17 protein-coding genes are annotated in these 19,976 nt (G+C 40.6%); 7 read left to right on the plus strand and 10 right to left on the minus strand.

Going from position 1 to position 19,976, the window contains the following annotated elements:
• Positions 1-27 precede the first annotated feature (27 nt).
• The gene (locus ACNKW3_RS09735; RefSeq protein WP_427399101.1) at positions 28-1,059 is read right to left on the minus strand and encodes an alpha/beta fold hydrolase; all 1,032 of its coding nucleotides are present in this window, start codon (positions 1,057-1,059) and stop codon (positions 28-30) included.
• Between the two features lie 240 nt (positions 1,060-1,299).
• Here ACNKW3_RS09735 and ACNKW3_RS09740 point away from each other — a divergent pair, with 240 nt between their 5' ends.
• The 3 genes from ACNKW3_RS09740 to ACNKW3_RS09750 all read left to right on the plus strand — a co-directional run bounded on the left by ACNKW3_RS09740 (position 1,300) and on the right by ACNKW3_RS09750 (position 4,473).
• A complete protein-coding gene (locus ACNKW3_RS09740; RefSeq protein ID WP_427399102.1) occupies positions 1,300-2,244 on the plus strand; it encodes a glutathione S-transferase family protein in 945 nt (314 codons plus the stop codon).
• Between the two features lie 192 nt (positions 2,245-2,436).
• A complete protein-coding gene (locus ACNKW3_RS09745; RefSeq protein WP_427399103.1) occupies positions 2,437-2,871 on the plus strand; it encodes a hypothetical protein in 435 nt (144 codons plus the stop codon).
• A 78-nt stretch (positions 2,872-2,949) separates the two neighbouring features.
• Complete coding sequence (locus tag ACNKW3_RS09750) at positions 2,950-4,473, plus strand: hypothetical protein (RefSeq protein ID WP_427399104.1); 1,524 nt, start codon at positions 2,950-2,952, stop codon at positions 4,471-4,473.
• A gap of 116 nt (positions 4,474-4,589) precedes the next feature.
• Here the strand turns inward: ACNKW3_RS09750 and ACNKW3_RS09755 are convergent, their stop codons facing one another.
• The 4 genes from ACNKW3_RS09755 to ACNKW3_RS09770 form a co-directional block, all read right to left on the minus strand.
• The gene (locus ACNKW3_RS09755; RefSeq protein ID WP_427399105.1) at positions 4,590-5,396 is read right to left on the minus strand and encodes an EAL domain-containing protein; all 807 of its coding nucleotides are present in this window, start codon (positions 5,394-5,396) and stop codon (positions 4,590-4,592) included.
• A 72-nt stretch (positions 5,397-5,468) separates the two neighbouring features.
• A complete protein-coding gene (locus ACNKW3_RS09760) occupies positions 5,469-6,473 on the minus strand; it encodes a ribonuclease Z (RefSeq protein WP_427399106.1) in 1,005 nt (334 codons plus the stop codon).
• Positions 6,474-6,577: 104 nt separating this feature from the next.
• Positions 6,578-7,360, minus strand: a complete 783-nt coding sequence (locus ACNKW3_RS09765; RefSeq protein ID WP_427399107.1) for a siderophore-interacting protein — start codon at positions 7,358-7,360, stop codon at positions 6,578-6,580.
• Between the two features lie 160 nt (positions 7,361-7,520).
• Positions 7,521-9,695: a M3 family metallopeptidase gene (locus ACNKW3_RS09770; protein WP_427399108.1), complete on the minus strand. Its 2,175-nt coding sequence runs from the start codon at positions 9,693-9,695 to the stop codon at positions 7,521-7,523.
• 243 nt (positions 9,696-9,938) lie between these two features.
• On the opposite strand from ACNKW3_RS09770, the gene ACNKW3_RS09775 reads away from it, so the two are divergent.
• Positions 9,939-11,609, plus strand: a complete 1,671-nt coding sequence (locus ACNKW3_RS09775) for an HAD family acid phosphatase (RefSeq protein WP_427399109.1) — start codon at positions 9,939-9,941, stop codon at positions 11,607-11,609.
• A 16-nt stretch (positions 11,610-11,625) separates the two neighbouring features.
• Here ACNKW3_RS09775 and ACNKW3_RS09780 read toward each other — a convergent pair whose 3' ends face one another.
• The 5 genes from ACNKW3_RS09780 to ACNKW3_RS09800 all read right to left on the minus strand — a co-directional run bounded on the left by ACNKW3_RS09780 (position 11,626) and on the right by ACNKW3_RS09800 (position 17,699).
• On the minus strand, positions 11,626-12,639 hold the full coding sequence (locus tag ACNKW3_RS09780; protein WP_427399110.1) for a hypothetical protein: 1,014 nt from the start codon (positions 12,637-12,639) through the stop codon (positions 11,626-11,628).
• 133 nt (positions 12,640-12,772) lie between these two features.
• Positions 12,773-14,713 carry a prolyl oligopeptidase family serine peptidase gene (locus ACNKW3_RS09785; RefSeq protein ID WP_427399111.1) on the minus strand — a complete coding sequence of 647 codons (1,941 nt, stop codon included), beginning with the start codon at positions 14,711-14,713 and terminating at the stop codon, positions 12,773-12,775.
• A 106-nt stretch (positions 14,714-14,819) separates the two neighbouring features.
• The gene (locus ACNKW3_RS09790; RefSeq protein WP_427399112.1) at positions 14,820-15,572 is read right to left on the minus strand and encodes a sulfite exporter TauE/SafE family protein; all 753 of its coding nucleotides are present in this window, start codon (positions 15,570-15,572) and stop codon (positions 14,820-14,822) included.
• A gap of 3 nt (positions 15,573-15,575) precedes the next feature.
• Positions 15,576-16,982 carry a class II fumarate hydratase gene (gene fumC / locus ACNKW3_RS09795; protein ID WP_427399113.1) on the minus strand — a complete coding sequence of 469 codons (1,407 nt, stop codon included), beginning with the start codon at positions 16,980-16,982 and terminating at the stop codon, positions 15,576-15,578.
• Positions 16,983-17,051: 69 nt separating this feature from the next.
• Positions 17,052-17,699: an MOSC domain-containing protein gene (locus ACNKW3_RS09800; RefSeq protein ID WP_427399114.1), complete on the minus strand. Its 648-nt coding sequence runs from the start codon at positions 17,697-17,699 to the stop codon at positions 17,052-17,054.
• A gap of 147 nt (positions 17,700-17,846) precedes the next feature.
• On the opposite strand from ACNKW3_RS09800, the gene ACNKW3_RS09805 reads away from it, so the two are divergent.
• From ACNKW3_RS09805 to ACNKW3_RS09815, 3 genes are read left to right on the plus strand one after another with little or no spacing between them, the layout of a single operon-like run.
• Complete coding sequence (locus ACNKW3_RS09805) at positions 17,847-18,410, plus strand: RNA polymerase sigma factor (RefSeq protein ID WP_427399159.1); 564 nt, start codon at positions 17,847-17,849, stop codon at positions 18,408-18,410.
• Positions 18,403-18,876, plus strand: a complete 474-nt coding sequence (locus ACNKW3_RS09810; protein WP_427399115.1) for a hypothetical protein — start codon at positions 18,403-18,405, stop codon at positions 18,874-18,876. The genes ACNKW3_RS09805 and ACNKW3_RS09810 overlap by 8 nt, the downstream gene beginning before the upstream one ends.
• 17 nt (positions 18,877-18,893) lie before the next feature.
• Entirely contained in the window at positions 18,894-19,859 is a 966-nt protein-coding gene (locus ACNKW3_RS09815) for a DUF4097 family beta strand repeat-containing protein (RefSeq protein ID WP_427399116.1), read from the plus strand.
• The last annotated feature ends 117 nt before the right edge of the window (positions 19,860-19,976 follow it).

The following is a 19,976-nucleotide window of genomic DNA, read 5'->3' on the forward strand; positions in this document are numbered from 1 at the left end:
GGAAGCTTAACAGGCTTCCTCAACTATCTATTTAGTTTTCTTGTCCAAAAAAGTTGTCAAAGCATTACTAAAAGTCGAGGCGTCGCACCATGGGTCAGCATGCCCACAGTCTTTATCTAATTCGATAAAATTAGCATCAATCAAATCAGCAAACTCTCTAGCCGGCTGAGGTGTCACAACTCGATCATCGGCACCTACAATAATCAAAAACTCACCTTTTACCTTGCTCGCAGCTAATGACATATCATTATTAAAATCCATTGCAATGTTATGGGTGAGCATAGCTTGGGTTTGTCTTATTTGATTCCAGGCTTTTCCCGTGGTCATATTAATTCGCTGGGCATTTTCATTAATTCTAGTAGCAATGATTTCTCTTGGAATATCAAGGCTTAGTTTCTCAGGCACAGCACCTAAAAGTTGTATACCCGCAAGCACTTCTAAAGGGGCATTGCATTGGCATTCTAAAAATTGTTTTAACAGCTTGTTTCGGGTGGTCCAATGCGCAATATCAAATGTGGCTAATCGAGGCGAAGCAATGGCTATAGCATATTTTGAAGAAACTTCAGGGTATTGAACTGCAAATTGAAAAGCTTGCATTCCTCCCATAGAAAGCCCAACGACAGCATATAGCTGCTCTATCTGTAAAACTTCTACAAGAAGACGATGTTGGATACTAACCAAATCTGCCATAGTAAATTGGGGAAATTTTTCGTTTGATTGGGTTGCACTGTTGGAAGGTGATGAGGAAATATGGTTGCCCAAGGCATCTATTATAATGATGAAAAATTTTTTTGGATCTATATATTCAGCGTCAGCTAAATAAGCATGTCCTTCAGAGGTACCGCCGTACCATGTTGGTACTAGAATGGCGTTAGATTTTGCTTTATTAAGGGCCCCGAAGGTTCGATAACCTATATTGCATGGAGAAATAACTTGACCAGCAATGAGCTCGCAGGATTTAAAGTGGGCATATTTTTGCTCACTCGCTGCCACAGGTTCTGATATTACAAAGTAACTAGAGAGGAATAGCAGAAACGCGTATTTAAGATAAGTGCTCACTTTACTATCCATCCTTTCCTTGATGCTTTTTTTTGTTGTACCTTAAATGACAATCTTTTACTAGGTTTGGCTTTCTTTTTCCGCAATGACTATCTTTAAAATAAATTTTATTATCAACATTTCATTGATAGTTAAGCAATTATAGCCTTCTTAATAGCCAAAAATAATAATAGTAGAATTTCTCTAACATCTTAAAAGGCAATCTAGCCTACTAAGCGCAACTAAGTTGGAGCAATTATTATGTTAGTGAACGGAAAATGGGATGCAGATTGGCAACCCGTGCAAAAGAAAGATAAAGACGGCAGATTCATTCGTCAGGTATCGTCATTTCGCAATTGGATAACCCCAGATGGCGAAGCAGGTCCGACTGGTGAAGGCGGGTTCAAGGCTGAAGCAGGGCGATATCACCTGTATGTAGCCTATATTTGTCCATGGGCATCTAGAGCATTAGCTGTGAGAGCGCTTAAACACTTGGAAGACTATATCTCAGTTTCAGTTGTTGATCCTCGCATGAGTGACCAAGGCTGGAAATTTGGTGAATACCCTGAATCTACAGATGATCCTTTAAATCAAGCCACTTACATGCATCAAATTTACACTAAGGTAGATCCTGTTTTTACAGGTAGAGCAACTGTTCCTGTGTTATGGGACAAGAAGCGCAATACCATAGTGAATAATGAGTCAGCAGACATTCTACGAATGTTAAACAGTGCATTTTCGAACTTAACCGATGCGGGACCAAACTTATATCCGTCTGAATTGGCAGCAGAAATAGACGAACTGAATGCTGAAATTTATTCCAAGCTAAACAATGGTGTATATCAGGCTGGTTTCGCTTCTAGCCAGCAAGCCTATGAAGAAGCCTATAAGAATGTATTTAGTACTTTAGATAAATTAGAAAACCAATTGTCAGACGGTCGCCAGTTTTTGTTCGGAGACAAGTTAACAGAAACCGATATTCGATTGTTTGTAACGCTAGTTCGATTTGATGCCGCCTACTATGGACTTTTTAAATGTAATCGAAATTTGATTCAGCAGATGTCATTCATGTATCCCTATATGAACCGCATTTGGCAACTACAAGGAATAGCGGAAACCGTTAACTTGGATCATATAAAGACAGGCTACTATTCCATCAAGGCGTTAAATCCAAATAAAATTATCCCCAAAGGACCTCTTGTTTAGAGGTCCTTACATCCTTAGGTATTAAATAAGCCGATTAATCTATTTAACATTCCAAAACTTTACCCCATAGGTTTCCCATAGGTTTTCCATAGACTATTAGACTGCTTATTCTTTTATGGTAGAGGCTAGGAATCTCGTGCTTCGAGATATTTTCGTGACCAAGCCAACTATCATTCAAGGAGGAACCAAGGAATGAGGAAATTTTTTGCTAACTACAAGGGCCGAGAAGCCGAATTCGTTATTCAAAAAATATTATTTTTTACCATACTCTTAATCTTCAATACGCAATTAGCTCAGGCTAGATTGGTGTTAGTGCAAAGCGATGAAGCTTTCGACAATGCTACCCAACTACAATTTTTACCTGAATACGGGTTTGGTGCAGGGCAGAGCCAATTGCAGTTTAGCGTAGGCGCTACTACCTTTGACTTCAACAATACCAGTCCAATAGGAACCTTAGGTCAGAATACTATTGTCGCTTGGAACCCAGACCCTATTATTGTGAGCTTTTCTCCTGGCGTTCAAAGCGTTGGTTTCATTTTTACCAGTGGTGAGTGCAGTGGCAGGGCCCGCTTTGTCGGTACCTTGGGGACTGAAGACCATACTTTAGAGTTTGGTGCCTTTAATTGATTTTTAGGTGCCACAGATATTGGAGACATTACATCCGCGGAGCTTTACAGTACTTGTGCATTTGGCTCATTCAGGGACATGTATTTCGATACTAATGCCATCAACCCTCCGCCAACTGAATCTGCAGATTTGGCTATAGTTCAATTACTGCCTTCAGAAGCAAGCCAAGATAATAATCCAACAGATGTTCCTTTTGACGCGGTGAATTTTGGTCCTGATAATGCGCCCGATGCCAGACTTTATGTGATTCCCCCCACGCACATGGAGATTATTGCAACCAGCCCGACAACACCAGTTAATAACGGTAATGATGCTATAGTAGAATTTGAAATCGGAGATGTTAACAATGGCTCCACCACAAGAACCACAGCCACGGTAGAGTTCCCTCCCTTTTACGCTTCAGGCACCGGCGATGAATATACGGGGTTTTTTCGTTGTAATTCTAGGCTATTGACCATAGGCACAGTGACTTCTGGCGCTATCGATAGTAATTTGTTAAACAATACAATGCTTTCCACAACGCGCTTTGATAACACTTCAAGGCAAAGTGAGCCTGAAATATGCAACAATGGCATAGATGATGATTGTGACGGTCGAACAGACTGTGCGGATAGTGGTTGTTCTTCATCGCCTGCTTGTGCGCCTCCGGTGTTTATTAATAATCCAACACCACCTGATAGATGCATAATCAATGGTAATACAGTGACTTGCTTTAATGGGGAGGATATCGATAATTTTCCCACAGATCCCAATAATATTCCTAATCCCCCACCGCCACAATCGTGCAATTTAAGAGATTTACATGACAATCCAATACCAGCGCCAGCTTGTTGTTGTTCTCATGGACCATGCGATAGAGCTCGATGTGAAGCGATAAATGCAGAACAGATACGGACGGATACGAATTGGGTAGAGCATGCGATTGAAGACCCTGATTTTCCTTCCGTGCCTGATCTAGGTGTGGTGCAGTGCTTTAGAGATGATGAAGATTCTGATGAATGGACGGTAGTACTTTATAATAAGGGAACGGCATTTGCGCATAACGCTAGCGCTCGAATAATAAATGCTCCCGAAGGAATCAATGTTATTGATGGGAATGTTCGTTTTGGTCGTTCGGATGATACAGACCCTGAAGTGATAGGTACTGTGGTTCCAATGGGAAGTACTCATAGTATAGATAAAGCGCACTTTACCGCAGATACTTCAGCCTCAGTATGTAAGGCACTTACTTGGCAAATAACCTATCTGACGTCTGATGAAGAAACATATACGATAGAAGTTCAAGTTTCCGCAGACAGGGACAACGATGGTGTAGCAGATGAAGACGACAATTGTCCTGATACAGCTAACCTGAATCAACTTGATTCCGACCAAGATGGGCAAGGAGATGCTTGTGATATTCCAGAGCCTCTAGTTTGTGGAGATTTGGATGGCGATAGGGACGTTGATAATCTTGATAGAATGCGCTTTATGTCGGCACTTCGCTCTACCAGCGACGATACGAATTACATAGAATTAGCTGATTTCGATAATAATCAACAAATCGATTTTGCGGACTACCAAGCTTGGTATAGTTGTTATACGAATTATATTTCGCAGTAACTAAGTCTGTAGTGGGTGGGTTGATGGCTTCATTCCACTCTTTAAACTCTAGACTACTGATTTAAAGTTGTTTACTTAGGATGGTTGAATCTACAAGGTTCAACCATTTTTTTCGTTTAGTCCAAAAGTACCGAGTCAACTTGTTCAAAGGTTTCAAACATTGGTTTGCCGAAATAGTAGCCTTGTTGTTTAAAAATGCCCATTTCGATTAAACGGTCTCTTTCTGCTCGGGTTTCTACGCCTTCAGCCAAAACGGTAATACCTAAATCTTTACAAAGCTGGGAAACATGAGAAACAATCAACTGTTTACGTTTTGAACTATCGATATCTCTAATCAAAGTGATATCTAACTTAATAATGTCAGGTTGTAAGGATACTAACCAATCGAGATTTGCGTGTTTAGAGCCGAAGTCATCTAAAGCGGTGCGAAAGCCCATGCTTTTATAGCTTTCGATAATATTATAAAGGTGAGGTAAGTCGGCAACATGGTCAGTTTCTACTATTTCAAAACTGATTTTATCCAAGGGAAAACCATAGTCTCTTGCCGCCGCCAAGGTTGTTCGAATACAGTGCTCAGGTTTATAAACAGCACCAGGCATGAAATTGATACTGAGGTTTTTATCTAGTTTCGCCGAAGCTGCTAAAGCGATTGATTTCACGCGGCAGGCTTGATCAAATCGATACACATTTTCTGTGGTCACTTTTTTAAGTACTTCAAAAGCTGACTCACCGTTTAAACCTCTTACAAGGCTTTCATATCCGTAAACTTCAGCTTTCTCTAAATCAACCAAAGGTTGAAATGCCATTGAAAAATTAAAGTCTAAATTTTTGCCATTTCGACAAGCGTTACAAGACAACGAAGGCGCTTGTTGTTCTGTAATATGAATGGGCAATTTATCGGTTTGAAAATAAGGTGAACTCAAGTCATTTATCCTGTTTATCAGAAAATTTAATTTGTTCGAAAATAGTCTGTCGCGCTTTCCAAATAATGTTTTTTATAACGGCAAATTGTCGTTTTTATTTAGTTGCCCCTGATCATCCAAAATATAATGCTCAAGATCATTAGCTAGAATCAAGTTTCCCGAATAATACTGCTTAGCCTCATCTTCAACTTCTTGGATATTATGTCCTTTTGTAGACTTTATTTTACTGTAGTTAAGAGCTTCTATCGAATGGTAGCGAGCACTAAAATGGGTAAGGACGAGATTGGGTATGTTATGCCTTTCAGCAAAACTAGCGACAGCCTTAGCACTGCTATGCATAGGTGATTTACCCACTTTATCGGATATTTCTTGGGTGTAGGTCGACTCGTGCATTAATACATGCGCGCCCTCAGCAACATCTGCCAGTTTTTCAGGGGTATCGTTGTCGCCTGACACAATAATGCGTTTGCGATCTTGGTTTACTTGTCGATAGTCGTTGGCAACTATAGTTCGACCATCACTAAGCTGAACGTCTATCCCTTGTTGTATTTTGCCCCACAATGGACCTTGAGAAATACCATCATCCATAAGCTTTTGTCTATCGAGTTGTACTTTTTTAATGGTCTTGGTAAACACAAATGCATGGGTAGGTACTCGATGTGAAAGTGGAACAGCCTTGACTTCAATAGCATCATCGGAAAATAAAACGCCCTTGCTGTGGGTATGAATGAACTCCATTGGGTAGTTAACAAACATATCGCTTAACAATTGCGTTTGTTTGATAAAGGTCTCAATTTCAGGTGGGCATATTATTGTTAGAGGCTCAGTACGTCCTACCATAGCCGCCGTAGCTAGTAATCCCGGCAATCCGTAGGTGTGATCACCATGTACATGAGTGATAAAAATCGCCCTTAAATTGGCTAAGGAAAGAGGTAAATGCAGCAATCTATGCTGAGTACCTTCGCCGCAATCGACTAGGTACCAAGGCTTTCTGTTGGTAATGCAAACAGCAGTTGCTGATACGTTTCTCGCTTTGGTAGGGACTCCCGATGAAGTACCTAAGATAAATAGCTCCATAAAAATGCTTGAATTAAGGTATGGTAACCAAGTTATAAAGGTTTGTTTAACAATACCTGATGTTCAAGCAACTAACATCCTTTTGTTGCTCAATTTCACAAACTTTATTGTTGTGCTTGATGCGCTTCTTGATCTGCTCGCTTGTCAATTTTATGCTGATCTTCGGACCGGCCTTGACGCCAATAACTGCTGATATAGAGCTGTTGTCTCGGCACTTGATATTCTGAACCTAGAATACTTCGTAAGGTCCGCATGGAAGAAAACTCACATGCTACCCAAACAGCTGGCGTTCCCTCTAGCCATTCAATAGCCGAAAGCGCACTGGGCAAATCTTCACCGTACTCTTTTATCCGCCAAATTATGCGCATATTGTCGGGCAAATCTAACGTCTGGATATCATCTTTTGTCGCGACTTCTATCACCACAAAGCCTTGGGTAACTGTAGGTAATTCCTCAAGGTAATTGCTGATAGCTGGTAATGATGTCATATCGCCCATAAACAACACCCAATCATAATCAGATGCTAAGGCTTTGCTAGCTCCTGGACCAGCAACCAGAATTTGCTCGCCCTTGGTCGCCTGCTTCGCCCAATAGGATGCAGGACCACTTTCAACGGTATCACCATGCAGGGCAAAATCGACCACTAAACGTAGATTTACAGGATCAAACTCGCGCACAGTGTAGGTCCGCATCACGACTTTTTGATTTTCTGTTGACGGCGCTGTTAATGCTTCACCATAACCATTAAACAAAAGCTTTATATAGCTTCCCGATTGCACCTCAGGAAATCGCTTGAGATCATCGCCAACAAATTCGATTCGGCGCATATTTGGGGTAAGCTGAACACTTTGGTCAACAGTTAATAAATATGGCATTCTTTTGTTCATAAACTCTCCTTTTCTCATTAATTGTAAATGATAATTATTATCAATTAAAAGTGAGAAAAAGTGCATTTATTGTTCGATTAAATCGAATTGCGGCTTTTTTGGAAACTAAAAAAGCCCCGGGATCAAATCTGATTCGGGGCTTGGTATACTTAGTAAAACCTTATTGAATGTTGGTTTTAAGACCTCTTCTGATTAACAGCGCATCCGTAGTAGGTTCTTGACCACGGAAAGCTTTATAGCTTTCCATTGGAGGACGAGAATTACCTACTTCAAGAATATTTTTGCGGTATCGCATACCATTTTCTAAGGTCAAACCGCCATTTTGTTGAATAAAGGCAAATGCATCAGCGGCTAATATTTCACTCCACATGTATGCATAATATCCCGCAGAATAACCACCGCCCATAGAGTGAGAGAAGTAAGTTGAGCGATATCTTGGTGGAACCGCTTCAAGATTTACACCGTGTTTTTCTAAGGCTTTTTGCTCAAAAGCACTGACATCTTCTACTTTATCGCCAGCTTTTCGCATATGCCATTCCATATCGAGTAAAGCTGCTGACATATATTCAAGGGTATCAAAGCCCATGTTAAACGTGCGAGAAGTCATAACTTTTTTCAACAAATCTGCAGGAATGGCTTCACCGGTTTGATAATGTTTTGCATAATTTGCGATGACTTCAGGGTGAGCTGCCCAGTCCTCTTCGAAAGTAGAAGGAAACTCAACAAAATCTCGTGATACTGAAGTGCCCGCTAGGCTAGGGTACGCCACATCAGATAACATTCCATGTAACCCATGCCCCAACTCATGGAACATAGTGGTGACATGGTCATAGCTAATAAGCGTGGGCTCGCCTTCAGGGGCTTTAGGAATATTCATGACATTTACCACTACTGGTTTCTTACCTAGTAGTTTAGATTGTCCTACGAAAGAAGACATCCAGGCACCGCCACGTTTACCGTCTCTGGCGTAATAATCGGCATAAAAGATTGCTTTACTTTCTCCGTCAATATCAAATAACTCATAGGCTTTTACGTCAGGATGGTACACAGGCAGATCTGGACGAGGCTCGAAGGTCACGCCATATAAACGATTCATGGTGTAGAACAATCCGTCTTCAAGCACTCGGTTAAACTCGAAATATTGACGCACTTCTTCTTCATCTAAATCATATCTGGCTTGTCTCACTTGCTCTGCATAATAAGCCCAATCCCAAGGTTTAACGTTAAAGTCTCCGCCTTGAGTGTCAATGATGGTTTGAATATCAGCGGCTTCACGCTCAACATTTGCAACCACCGCAGGCACCATGCTACCGAACATATCGAGTACTGCGTCTGGAGTTTTTGCCATTTGCGCATTTAACGAATAGTCAGCCCAGGTGTCATAACCTAATATAGCGGCTTTTTCTGCGCGAAGTTCGGTTAGACGAGCTACTAATGGACGATTATCCGTTTCACCACTTTGAGCACGATTGGCAGAAGCTTCCCAAACACGTTGTCTAAGTTCACGATTATCCAAAGACGCTAAAATAGGTTGGCGAGTAGTGTTTGTAATAGACAGTAAATACTTATCTTCTAAGCCTTCTTTTTCTGCGGCTAGTTTGGCAGCTTTAATTCTAGATTCACTCAATCCCGCTAATTCTTCAACATTCTCAACGACAACTGCGATCTTTTTAGTTTCGGCTAAAAGGTTTTGAGAAAACTGTGTTGTTAGTGTGGAGTGCTCTTCATTAATTGCACGAATTTTAGTTTTTTGCTCTTCGTTTAATTTGGCGCCTGCGCGAACAAAATCATCATAATAGACGTCAATTAACCGCATTGCCTCAGCATCCAAATCAAGTTCATCACGTTGTTCATATAGTGTTTCTATGCGTGCGAACAAATCTGCATTCAACATGATATTGTCATTATGAGCGGCAAGTTTAGGGGCTAGTTCTTTTTGAATTTCACGTCGCTTTTCATTACTGTCGGTGCCAACAAGATTATAAAAAACTCTCAGGGAACGGGTTAACAAAGCGCCACTTTTTTCCATTGCAACCAAGGTATTGTCAAAAGTAGGAGCCTCTGGATTTGCGGCGATGGCTTCTATTTCTTCAATTTTTTCAGCCATACCTTGTTCTATGGCGGGTAAAAAGTGCTTATCTTCAATGACATCAAAATTAGGCGCTTCGTAAGTCAGGTTACTTGCCGTTAATAGTGGATTATTCATAGTGTCAGTGGATGATGCTTGTTCTATAGTTGACCCTTGGCTTGTTTCCGATTGCGTAGTTGTTGGTTCGCTACATGCGGTGCCTAATAGTAGAGCACTAATTCCGATAGCTAATATTTTTTTTTGCATGGGTACTTCTCTGTCGTTTATTCTGGTTGTATTTATAATGTTTAAAGATGTTATACTATAACATCAATTCTCTTATCGTATAGATGTAAATCTATTCGATAGCTGCATTAAAAAGGGATTATTGAACAATTAAGACGTTATAAACGAATTGCTTTATACTGCTCGTTGTCTTTTTACAAGATGTCATGATAAACGGATTAACAGCTAAAAATTAAAATAAATTTCTGGGAAAACTAGTTACTAATGAAATCAAATATATTGTGCAGACTTTCTAGCATAGCAGCCTTAGCTGTATTATCCCTTGGATGTGCTAATACTGATCACCTAGCCTCAAAAGATGTAAGCCTTGTTCAACCTGCTACAATTTTACCTGCAAAAAATAACGGAGTAGCGGATACTCAAAATGTGTTTTCATTAAAAGTAGCAACATGGAACACAGAACATCTGGCTTATCCGATAGACGCAGGTTGTCGGCCTCGAAATCAAGCCGAAATTATACAGTTAAAACAATATATTGAAGCGGTGGATGCTGATATTTTTGCATTGCAAGAAGTAGCCTCTTCCCAAGCGGTTGCACAGTTATTTCCAGAAACCCAATGGCAAATTTATCTATCGGAACGCCCAGATAGTGATCCCTATGTTTGTCGCGAATCCGGTCATAACTCGACTCAACAAAAGGTTGCCTATGCGGTACGAAAAGACATTAAGGTTGATAAGGTAGAGAGTCTTTCAGCTTTTGGCTTAGATAATCCTGGTTTACGATATGGACTAGAATTGAAAGTTGATACTGCAACTGGCCCTCTATGGCTACTCAATGTACATATGAAAAGTGGTTGTTTTGTAGATAATTATAGCCGCAAAGATTCAGAAGCCTGTCAAACCTTTGCAAAACAAGCACCTATATTAGACGCTTGGATCGAAGAAAAAGAAGCAGAGCAGGCTAAGTATATGGTGTTAGGTGACTTTAATCATCGATTAAGCGCGCCTTATAATCATTTAACTCAACAATTATTGACCAATTCAGATGGTTCTGGCTCTAGCTTGAAAAATGCTACGGCCAACTTAATTGGTTGTCATCCATATTATCCTGCACCAATTGATCAGATTTTTGTTGGTGGATTAGCTAACAAATCAACTTCATTTAAAACCCAAGCGCATAATTTTACCGATATGCATCCTGACAATATGTTAAGTGATCATTGCGCAGTGTCAGTGAGCATAGCACAGCAGCAATTACCTATTACAAATGCGGTCAAATGGCTAACCCAAAGTAAGGAATATGAATTCTTAACAACCGCAATATATCAGCAGGCAGCGAATACCATTAACACCATGGATACACCAAAAGATAATTGGGTAGTGGTAATGGATGTAGATGAGACTGTGTTAGATAATAGTGCCTATCAAGTAGCGTTGGATGAAACAGGAGCGAGTTATACCTCTAAAACTTGGGATGACTGGGTCAAAAAAGAGCAAGCAGGGCTTGTTCCTGGCGTACAAAGTTTCATTCAAACAGTGTTAGCAAAAGGTGGAAAACTAGCCTTAGTAACCAATAGAAACAACGCACTTGATGCCTATACTTGGCGTAATTTGCAAGCCCAAGGACTTCCAGTTACAAAAGACAATACTTGTTTAATGGGGCGACTTGCTGAAGATAAAAGTGCAATTAATGGCACTACTATTATTAATGACAAGGACAGACGCCGTCAGTTAGTGAGTAGTGGTCAAGCGCAGTGTTTCGGAGTAACTGATAATTCTGACTGGGCCAACCCACACGAGATTGTAATGGAAGTCGGCGATAATATTGAAGACTTTACCGGTATTACCCAAGAAGAGGCAGAGATCGAAACACTCGCACCTCAATTTCCGGCTCGACTGATCTTGCTACCAAATCCTATGTATGGGTCTTGGTAATCAAAGATTTACACTTTTAAACTGTCAGGTCAGCGCGATTTAGGTGTATATCTATATTCGCTATCCTGGCAATTTTATGGCAATCACGAAGGAACTGAATGCTTGCTGAGTCACCTTTTCTATAGTTGTCATTCATGGCTAAATAAATAATGGCGGCTCGGGACATGCCAAAACTTATGCCTTTCACTTTATCTTTATCAATACCTGCATAGCCCATCATAAAACTTTCAGGGCTAGGTTGAGGAGTAACGGCTACGCCTTGCAAGTCGCTAACCGGCTTGGTGGAGCGTGGAATCAAGCTCTCGAACAAGGCTGCATATCCATATTTTTTTTGATACAGCCTTAAAAATTCTACACCACCATCTAACTCATCTTTGTCTTGGCAATATAAAACAATCTTGTCTGCCCTTTTGCTAGTTCCAGGGCCGGGAATTAACATTTTAGCTGAGCTGGGCATTTTGAACGTAGAGGGTACTTGGGAATTCATTTTCCTAACAATGGCAGTGAATACCTTTGGACAGAATAAGGATTGTGGCGTTACGTAAATGCGGTACATCGCCATATTCTTACTTCTAGGAGTACGATTCCATAAGAACTGGTCCAACATAAATGCTGGGTCTGACTTCACGAGTTCTTTGGCGGTTCTAGGTGCACGGAATCTTCTGGTAGTTTTATCAAAATAACTGTGTTGATAACTATCTTTACCAATATCTTGTAGTAGGGCAAGAGCTGCAGAATCGTTGTTTAGAAGATCTCTGAGCGAGTAAGCCATGTAAGATAGATGATCACCTCTAAAGTGAATGTCGTTTAAGCCCTGAAAGTAAAAAATCAAATCACGACTGACTAAAAATTCTGTTTCAAGTGATGTTAATAATTCACACCAATCGGGTTGCTCTATGCCTTCAAAATAATTGTAATAGTTATAGATTCGACGCGTGCATTCCGCTGCATTTTTTGCCTGCATTATGTGGTCACGATGATGCCAAGCTTTGATTGCAAATTCTAAAAAACCACCACTGGGGTCTGCCATCGAAAATTCCTTCAAATAGAGTTAAAAAAATTATTTCTATCTCTCAATACGAAGGTTGATCAGTGGAAGTTGCAGTGGCTAAAAATGCGAATAAAGCGCTAGTAGAGTATTACCAGCGCTTTACAGAAAAGACTTATAGATACTTTCTCAAAAAGTTGATATAAGCTTTTTGGGCCGCAATGCGGTTCTCTTTTTTAGTAAAGCCATGGCCCTCATCATCAAATAATACGTATTCCACTGGTACTTCATTGGCGCGCATATTTTCAACCATTTCATCACTTTCAATTTGCAACACCCTAGGGTCATTTGCGCCTTGAACGATAAGCACTGGACTTTGTATTTTATCCGCATGAAATAAAGGTGAAATCCGGGTAAGTCGCTCTTTGTCTGTGGCAGGGTCTCCTAACTCGTCATACAAGGCTTGTCTGAATGAACCCCACCAAGGTGGAATGCTTTCTAAGGTCCGAACCCAGTTGGTTACACCAAAAATGTTAATGCCTAGTTTAAACTCGTTAGTAAATGCCATGGCTGCCATTACCATGTATCCGCCATAGCTACCGCCCATAATGGCAATTTTATCTTGTTCCACCCAATCTAAAGATTGCAGATACTTTTTGGCGTACACTATATCTTGCAGGTCGTCTTCACCGTGTTTTTTATCATCTAAATGATAAAAGGTTTTTCCGTAACCTGAAGAGCCGCGATTATTCACATCAAAAATTGCGTAACCATTATTCACCAAATGTTGAATGGTTGGGTTATAGTCTTTTCGCGCTTGACCGCCTGGTCCACCATGCACTAACACAATAGCAGGTACCTTATTGTCGGCAGAGGCAGCATGAGGTCTATACAATAAGCCTGGTACAGATAATCCATCAAAACTTTCGAATCGTTCAACGGTACTTTCTACAAGTTCATCCGAGGACATTTTTGGATTGAGTGTCTTTGATAGCTTTTTGGCGCTGCTGCTCCCCAATTTGTGGTAATAAAGGTTAGACGGAGTCGAATCAGCATTAAGCAAAAATGCGATTGCTGTCTCATCTTGATTAAAGTTCACATTTTGGATAGAGCCTACAGGTAGTTCTGGCAGATCCACAGGTTGTCTGGTTTTTGTATCTATTATGGTGACTTTAATTTTTGCATCTTCATTGGTATTTACAACAATATATCTACCTTGCGGCGAGTAGTAATAATAGGTGATATCCCAATCGGTGGGGTAGGTCAATTCTGTGTTATTGGTAACAATATCGTAGGTGTAGGCTTGATAGAATTCTGAATCTTCATTGCCTGCATAGACAAGTTTATGCTTACCGGGAATAAAGGTAAGCGCGCTGTGTTCAACTTGCGCTTCAGCGTCTGTAATGAGTTTGGGTTTTTTATCGTCGTTAACCAAGTCGATTAAATATAAATCGGTTTTTTGATTCGATATGCTTTTTGAAGCAGCTAGATATCGACCATCTTGACTGATTATATCTAAAGATAAGTTTTCTGTGTTCTCATAAATGAGTGTTCGTGAATAATCTTCGGTTGAGTAACGGTAAAGATCAAACAGGTTGTTATCTCTTTCATTGGTTAAAATATATACCTGAGATTTATCGTCATTAAATGCCAAAAAGGAGGCTTTCAGATTATCTCCCGGCGTTAAATCAACAACGCTACCATCAGACTCTTGAACATAAACATGATCGAGTTCGTCACCACCTTTGTCGCTCACATATAAAAAGCGATTTTCACCATTTAACCAATCTACCACCCAGACAGAATCTTCTGTTGAATTGGTAAGTGCAATGGGATCTCCGCCATTGACAGGATATTTAAACGCGTTAAACACCCCAGATGCATCACTGGAAACTAAAATATATTCGCCTTTTGCATCAATTCTAGAGCCGAGCAAGGTTGTTGTTTCAAAAAAATCTTCTACCGAATACTGGGGAACTTCTTTAACTATCGGTTTTATTTCTTGGTTTGCTGTATCGGCTGGTGGGTTTTCAGTTTGTTCTGCTTCGTTTTTGGGCTGGCAAGCAGTTAGTAATAAGCTTGAGCATAGGAGCAGTGCCAAAATTTTTGTATTCATGGAAATTCCTTTAAACATTAGTGGCATCAAGCCTTGTTTTGTTTTTACGGCAAAATTGAGCAATTTGATTAAACTAAGAGGATTATTTAAAAATAGCAAGTAAGATCTATGCCAGCATGGCGCCCGCAGCAATCAACGTCATTAAAATCACTAACCAACGGTAGCGTTTGTCGGAGAAGCGTTTGATAATCCATATGCCGATGAAGGCTCCTAGAGCTATGGCTGGCAGTGTTATCGCATTTAAGCCAAACGAAGAAAGCGTAATCGTATCCCAAACAAAAATATGAAATGGCACCTTGAATACATTAATGACTAAGAAAAACCATGCGGCTGTACCTATATATTCATTTTTGGGCAGGCGCATACTGAGCAAATAAACTGCCATCACTGGACCTGCTAGGTTACCTATCATGGTGGTTATACCGCCCAAGGTCCCCATCAAGATAGCGAACCAAGTGTAGTCTGGGACAAATTTATTTTTACGAGTTTCTTGCCAAATCATGATGCCTAAGCTGGCAAAAATAATCAGCACCATGATTTGAGTGAAAACAGCATCCGAAATGTTGTCACCAATCAAGGTCGCAATGACTACACCTGCTGCCGCTGCAGGAAAGAGTTTATATAGATAACCCCAATTTGCGTGCCTATGGTAATAAATGACAGCAAATATATCAGCCATGATTAGCATAGGTAAAACAATACCAGCACTGCTTTTAGCACCAAAAATAATCGCCATAACAGGCACGCTCAACATGCCAACACCGTGGACACCTGTTTTTGCCATGCCAATAAAAAAAGCACTAACAAAGAGTAATCCGAGATCCCAGAGGCTTATTGCGATACCAAATACATCAATCATTTTTTATTGTTCTGCATGTCCTAACATTTTGTTGGCGTCTACCCATAGATCAAACTCATCTTCAGTAAGATAGCCTAAAGACAAGGCGGCTTGTTTCAACTTTGTGCCTTCTTTGTAGGCTTTTTTGGCGATTTCGGCTGCTTTGTCATAGCCAATATGGGGATTAAGCGCTGTAACTAACATTAATGAATTGTTCAAATGCTTATCAATGGATTTTACGTCAGGTTGAATGCCAATAACACAATTTTCAGTAAAGCTTTTACAGGCGTCACTTAACAAGGTGGCAGAATTAATCAAATTAAACGCCATCATGGGTTTAAACACGTTTAGCTGGAACTGACCACTACTACCACCAACGGACATTGCAACATCATTACCCATTACTTGAGCCGCAACCATAGTAATTGCCTCTACCTGAGTCGGATTTACTTTCCCCGGCATAATAGAAGAACCCGGTTCATTGGCTGGTAGATGAATTTCTCCAATACCGGCTCTGGGTCCTGAGCCTAACATGCGAATATCATTAGCAATTTTCATTAAGCTAACAGCAATTTGCTTTAGGGCACCGTGGCTTTCAACTAGGGCATCATGGGCTGACAAAGTAGCAAATTTATTCTCCGCGGTAACAAATGGGTGACCTGTTAACTTTGCAATTATCTGTGCAACTTTTTGGGCATAACCTTTAGGTGTGTTCAAACCCGTACCTACAGCTGTTCCTCCTAAAGCCAGTTGGCTTAGATGGGGGAGTGTGTTTTCTAAGGCTTCTAATCCATGATCTAATTGCGTTACGTAACCCGAAAACTCCATGCCAAGCGTCAGGGGCGTTGCATCCATAAAGTGGGTTCTACCAATTTTGACAATTTGCTGAAATTCATCTGACTTTTTAGCTAGTGCATCTCGTAACATCTTTACATTAGGTATGCAGTTTTCAACGATTAATTTATAGCCTGCAATGTGCATGGCGGTAGGAAAAGTATCATTGGACGATTGAGATTTATTCACATCATCATTTGGATGAATTGTTTTATCTGTGTCATTGAGGGAGCCACCTTTTAATACGTGCGCTCTGTTGGCAATAACTTCGTTTACATTCATGTTAGATTGAGTACCAGAACCTGTTTGCCACACCACTAGTGGGAATTGCTCATCAAGTTCACCAGAGAGAATTTCATCACACACTTTGGCGATTAGTTCGGCTTTTTCTTTGGATAATACTGCTAATTCTGCATTGGTTAATGCTGCCGCCTTTTTTAAATAGGCAAAGGCATAGATAATCTGCATTGGCATTTTCATTGTGCTCGATGCAATATCAAAGTTTTGTTTGGACCTCTGGGTTTGTGCGCCCCAATATTTGTCTGCCGGCACCTCAATTGCGCCGATTGAATCTTGTTCCGTTCTCTTTTTTGACATAAGACAGCCTAAATTACATTAATAGAATTAATTGCTACATGAATTAAATCAGGCTGGATTTATCTAGTTTTATAATTTCTTCAGAATACGGTTCAGTTTGCCTTGCCACTCTGGCGCTAGGCTAGATAAGGTTGCCGCCTTTTGAATATCTTGGACACTGTATTCCACACCCTTTGGTGGTTTGGTCATAAACATGATGTCTTTTACACTACAAGTTTGTTGTTCTCGATGAGACAGATTTACAGTATCACCAATAGCAACTGTGCCAGGTTCAAGTACGCGAAAATACCAGCCGGTATTGCCTTGTTCTAAAATAAAGCTATCTACTTTTTTAACATCATATCTATGATTTATTTTAGCGCAGGGCGCTCGCGGCGAACTGACCTGAAGAACTAAAGATCCCATTGTGTAAACATCGCCGATAAACACATTTTCTTCGTGCATATCGGGGATAGAAATATTTTCACCTATGGTACCAATTTGCATCTTACTGGCATGTTCAGGAAAAGCGCTTTGCAGAATTTCATACCCAAGCGTGGAATATTGATGAAACGCCATTTCAGGTCCACCGTGTAACTGTTTGTTACCTTGCTCGTCCTCTACGGCTCCCTCTTTTTCAACATGAAGTTGCTGATACGCTTGTTTAATAATGCTACTTGGCGAGCCTTTGGGACCAAAGGGCTGGGGCTTGCCAGCAAAAAGATGAGTTACCTGCATTGTTGTATAAACCTGTCGAACTAGCCTAGCTTCAGTGTATGCTAAATAACACCTTATTTGTACAGTCAAATTTTTTAATTTTTTGGTGTAAACCTTTTTGAGCTCAGTTGCGACTATAGATTCAAGACGGACACGAAAATGAGAAAAATGAGACATCACTTGAACCTAGTGACGCCGATGGAAATACAGGAATGTAATGAAGATAGCTTAATAGCTTCAGCTCGCGCTGGGGACGTTTCTGCCTTCAAAACCATTTATGAGCTGCATATAAACCGAGTTTATGGGCTATGTTTGCGCTTGTGCGCGGACAAAAGTTTGGCAGAAGACGCGGCGCAAGAGGTATTTATTCAACTGTGGAACAAATTAGACAACTTTGATGGCAAGAGCAAGTTTTCTACTTGGTTACATAGTGTTACTTCCAATGTCACTATTAGCTATATCCGTAAACAGCGGGGCTGGTGGCAACGAATGTTTGATATTGAAGCTTCCGACATAGATGAAAGAAGCGCTGACTTAATTACAGATTTAAGTGACCTAGAAAAAATGATCTATCGATTACCTGAGCGAGCTAGGTGGGTGTTTGTCCTCCATGCAATTGAAGGTTACCGGCATGAACAAATAGCAGAAACCTTAGATATTGCAGTAGGTACAAGCAAAGTGCAATTTCACCGAGCAAGAACCATGATTGAGGAGTGGATGGGAAATGAGTAAGCAAGATAGATTAACTCGACAAATCAACGAGCTTGCACGTGAAAAAACGCCACAAAGAGATCTTTGGCAAGGCGTTGAACATGCAATTACTCAAGGTTCTACCAAGGTTGAAACAAATTGGCGACCTCAACTAGCAATTGCGGCATCTCTGCTTCTAGTGGTGTTGGTTGGGTATATGGGATACCAATCAGGCATTAATACACAAAGTTCAATAATTGCAGAGCAAATGAGCGAGCAATATTTGAAACAACGAGAAGAATTATTGGTGAGTTTTCAAGATAAACCTGCCACCACAGAAAATTGGCAACAACAACTTGACGATTTAGACCGAGCAGCAGCTGCGATAAAAAGTGCGTTGCAAGAAGACCCGAAAAATCCAGCGTTGCTGCACATGCTTAAGCAGGTGTATGAGCAACAATTGAAACTGATTGAGCGTGTGCATGCGCCATCATGGCAAAAAATTTAATAGGAAAAGGTGTAATTATGACGAAGTTAACGAAATTGATATTGGGTTCAGGTATGCTCCTATTACCTCTGTGCTTAATGGCGAAAACTCAAGTCAACAAAACCTTGGACGCAGATCCTAACAGTATTGTGGAAATAGAGCACACTGCAGGTAAGGCCAGAATAGAGGGGTGGGACAAAAATCAAGTTAAAGTGGAAGGTACTTTAGGGGATGACACCGAAGAGTTTAAATTTGAGCGCAATGGCAAAACTATACAGATCATTGTTGAAACTGAAACCGGCGGCTGGGGCAATTGGGGCGGAAGCAATGTTGACGAAGATAATTTGCGAATATTTGTACCTAAGATGGCTACAATAAATTATCAATCGGTAAATGCTGATGTTGATATTTTGGATATAGCCGGAGGGGCTGAAGTAGAAGTCATTAATGGCGAAATTAAAGCCAAAAACATTGCCGGTGGACTGGAAATGACCACAGTCAATGGTGATCTTAAAGGTGATGATATCAGCGGAGACGTGGAAGTTGAAGCTGTAAATGGTGATATAAAATTCTCCCACAAAAATGGTGAAAAAGTCCAAGTCGTTGCAGTTAATGGCGATATTGAATTTGCTTCAGAGGCCAAAGACATAAAGATTGAAACGGTAAACGGTGATATGGAAGCCATTTTAACTAACGTCAATTCAATGAGCTTAGATACGGTGAACGGCAATATTGATGTTTATCTGAGTTTACTGGACGGCGCAAGAGTGCGCGCAGCCTCAGTTAGCGGTGATATGGAATTCTTTTTCGACAAAGACGTGCAGGCAAAATTTGATATTGAAGCCCATGCCGGCGGTGATATTACCAATAAGCTTACCAACCAAAGAGCGCAAGAAGCAGAGTTTGGTCCAAGATCTTGGTTGGAATTTTCAAAAGGCAATCCAAAAGCCTCAGTGAAAGTATCTACGGTAAGCGGTGGTATAACATTAAACAGTAAAAAATAATAGGTTATTAAAAAACTATCTATAACCCAGCCCAGCTTATGCTGGGCTGGGTTTTTTAAATGCATAAGACATCTTTGCTTGGTATTGCTTACGTAAACCGCAATTGCTTTTCTGTAT

This window comes from Glaciecola sp. 1036 (assembly GCF_050306235.1).
GTDB lineage: Bacteria > Pseudomonadota > Gammaproteobacteria > Enterobacterales > Alteromonadaceae > Glaciecola.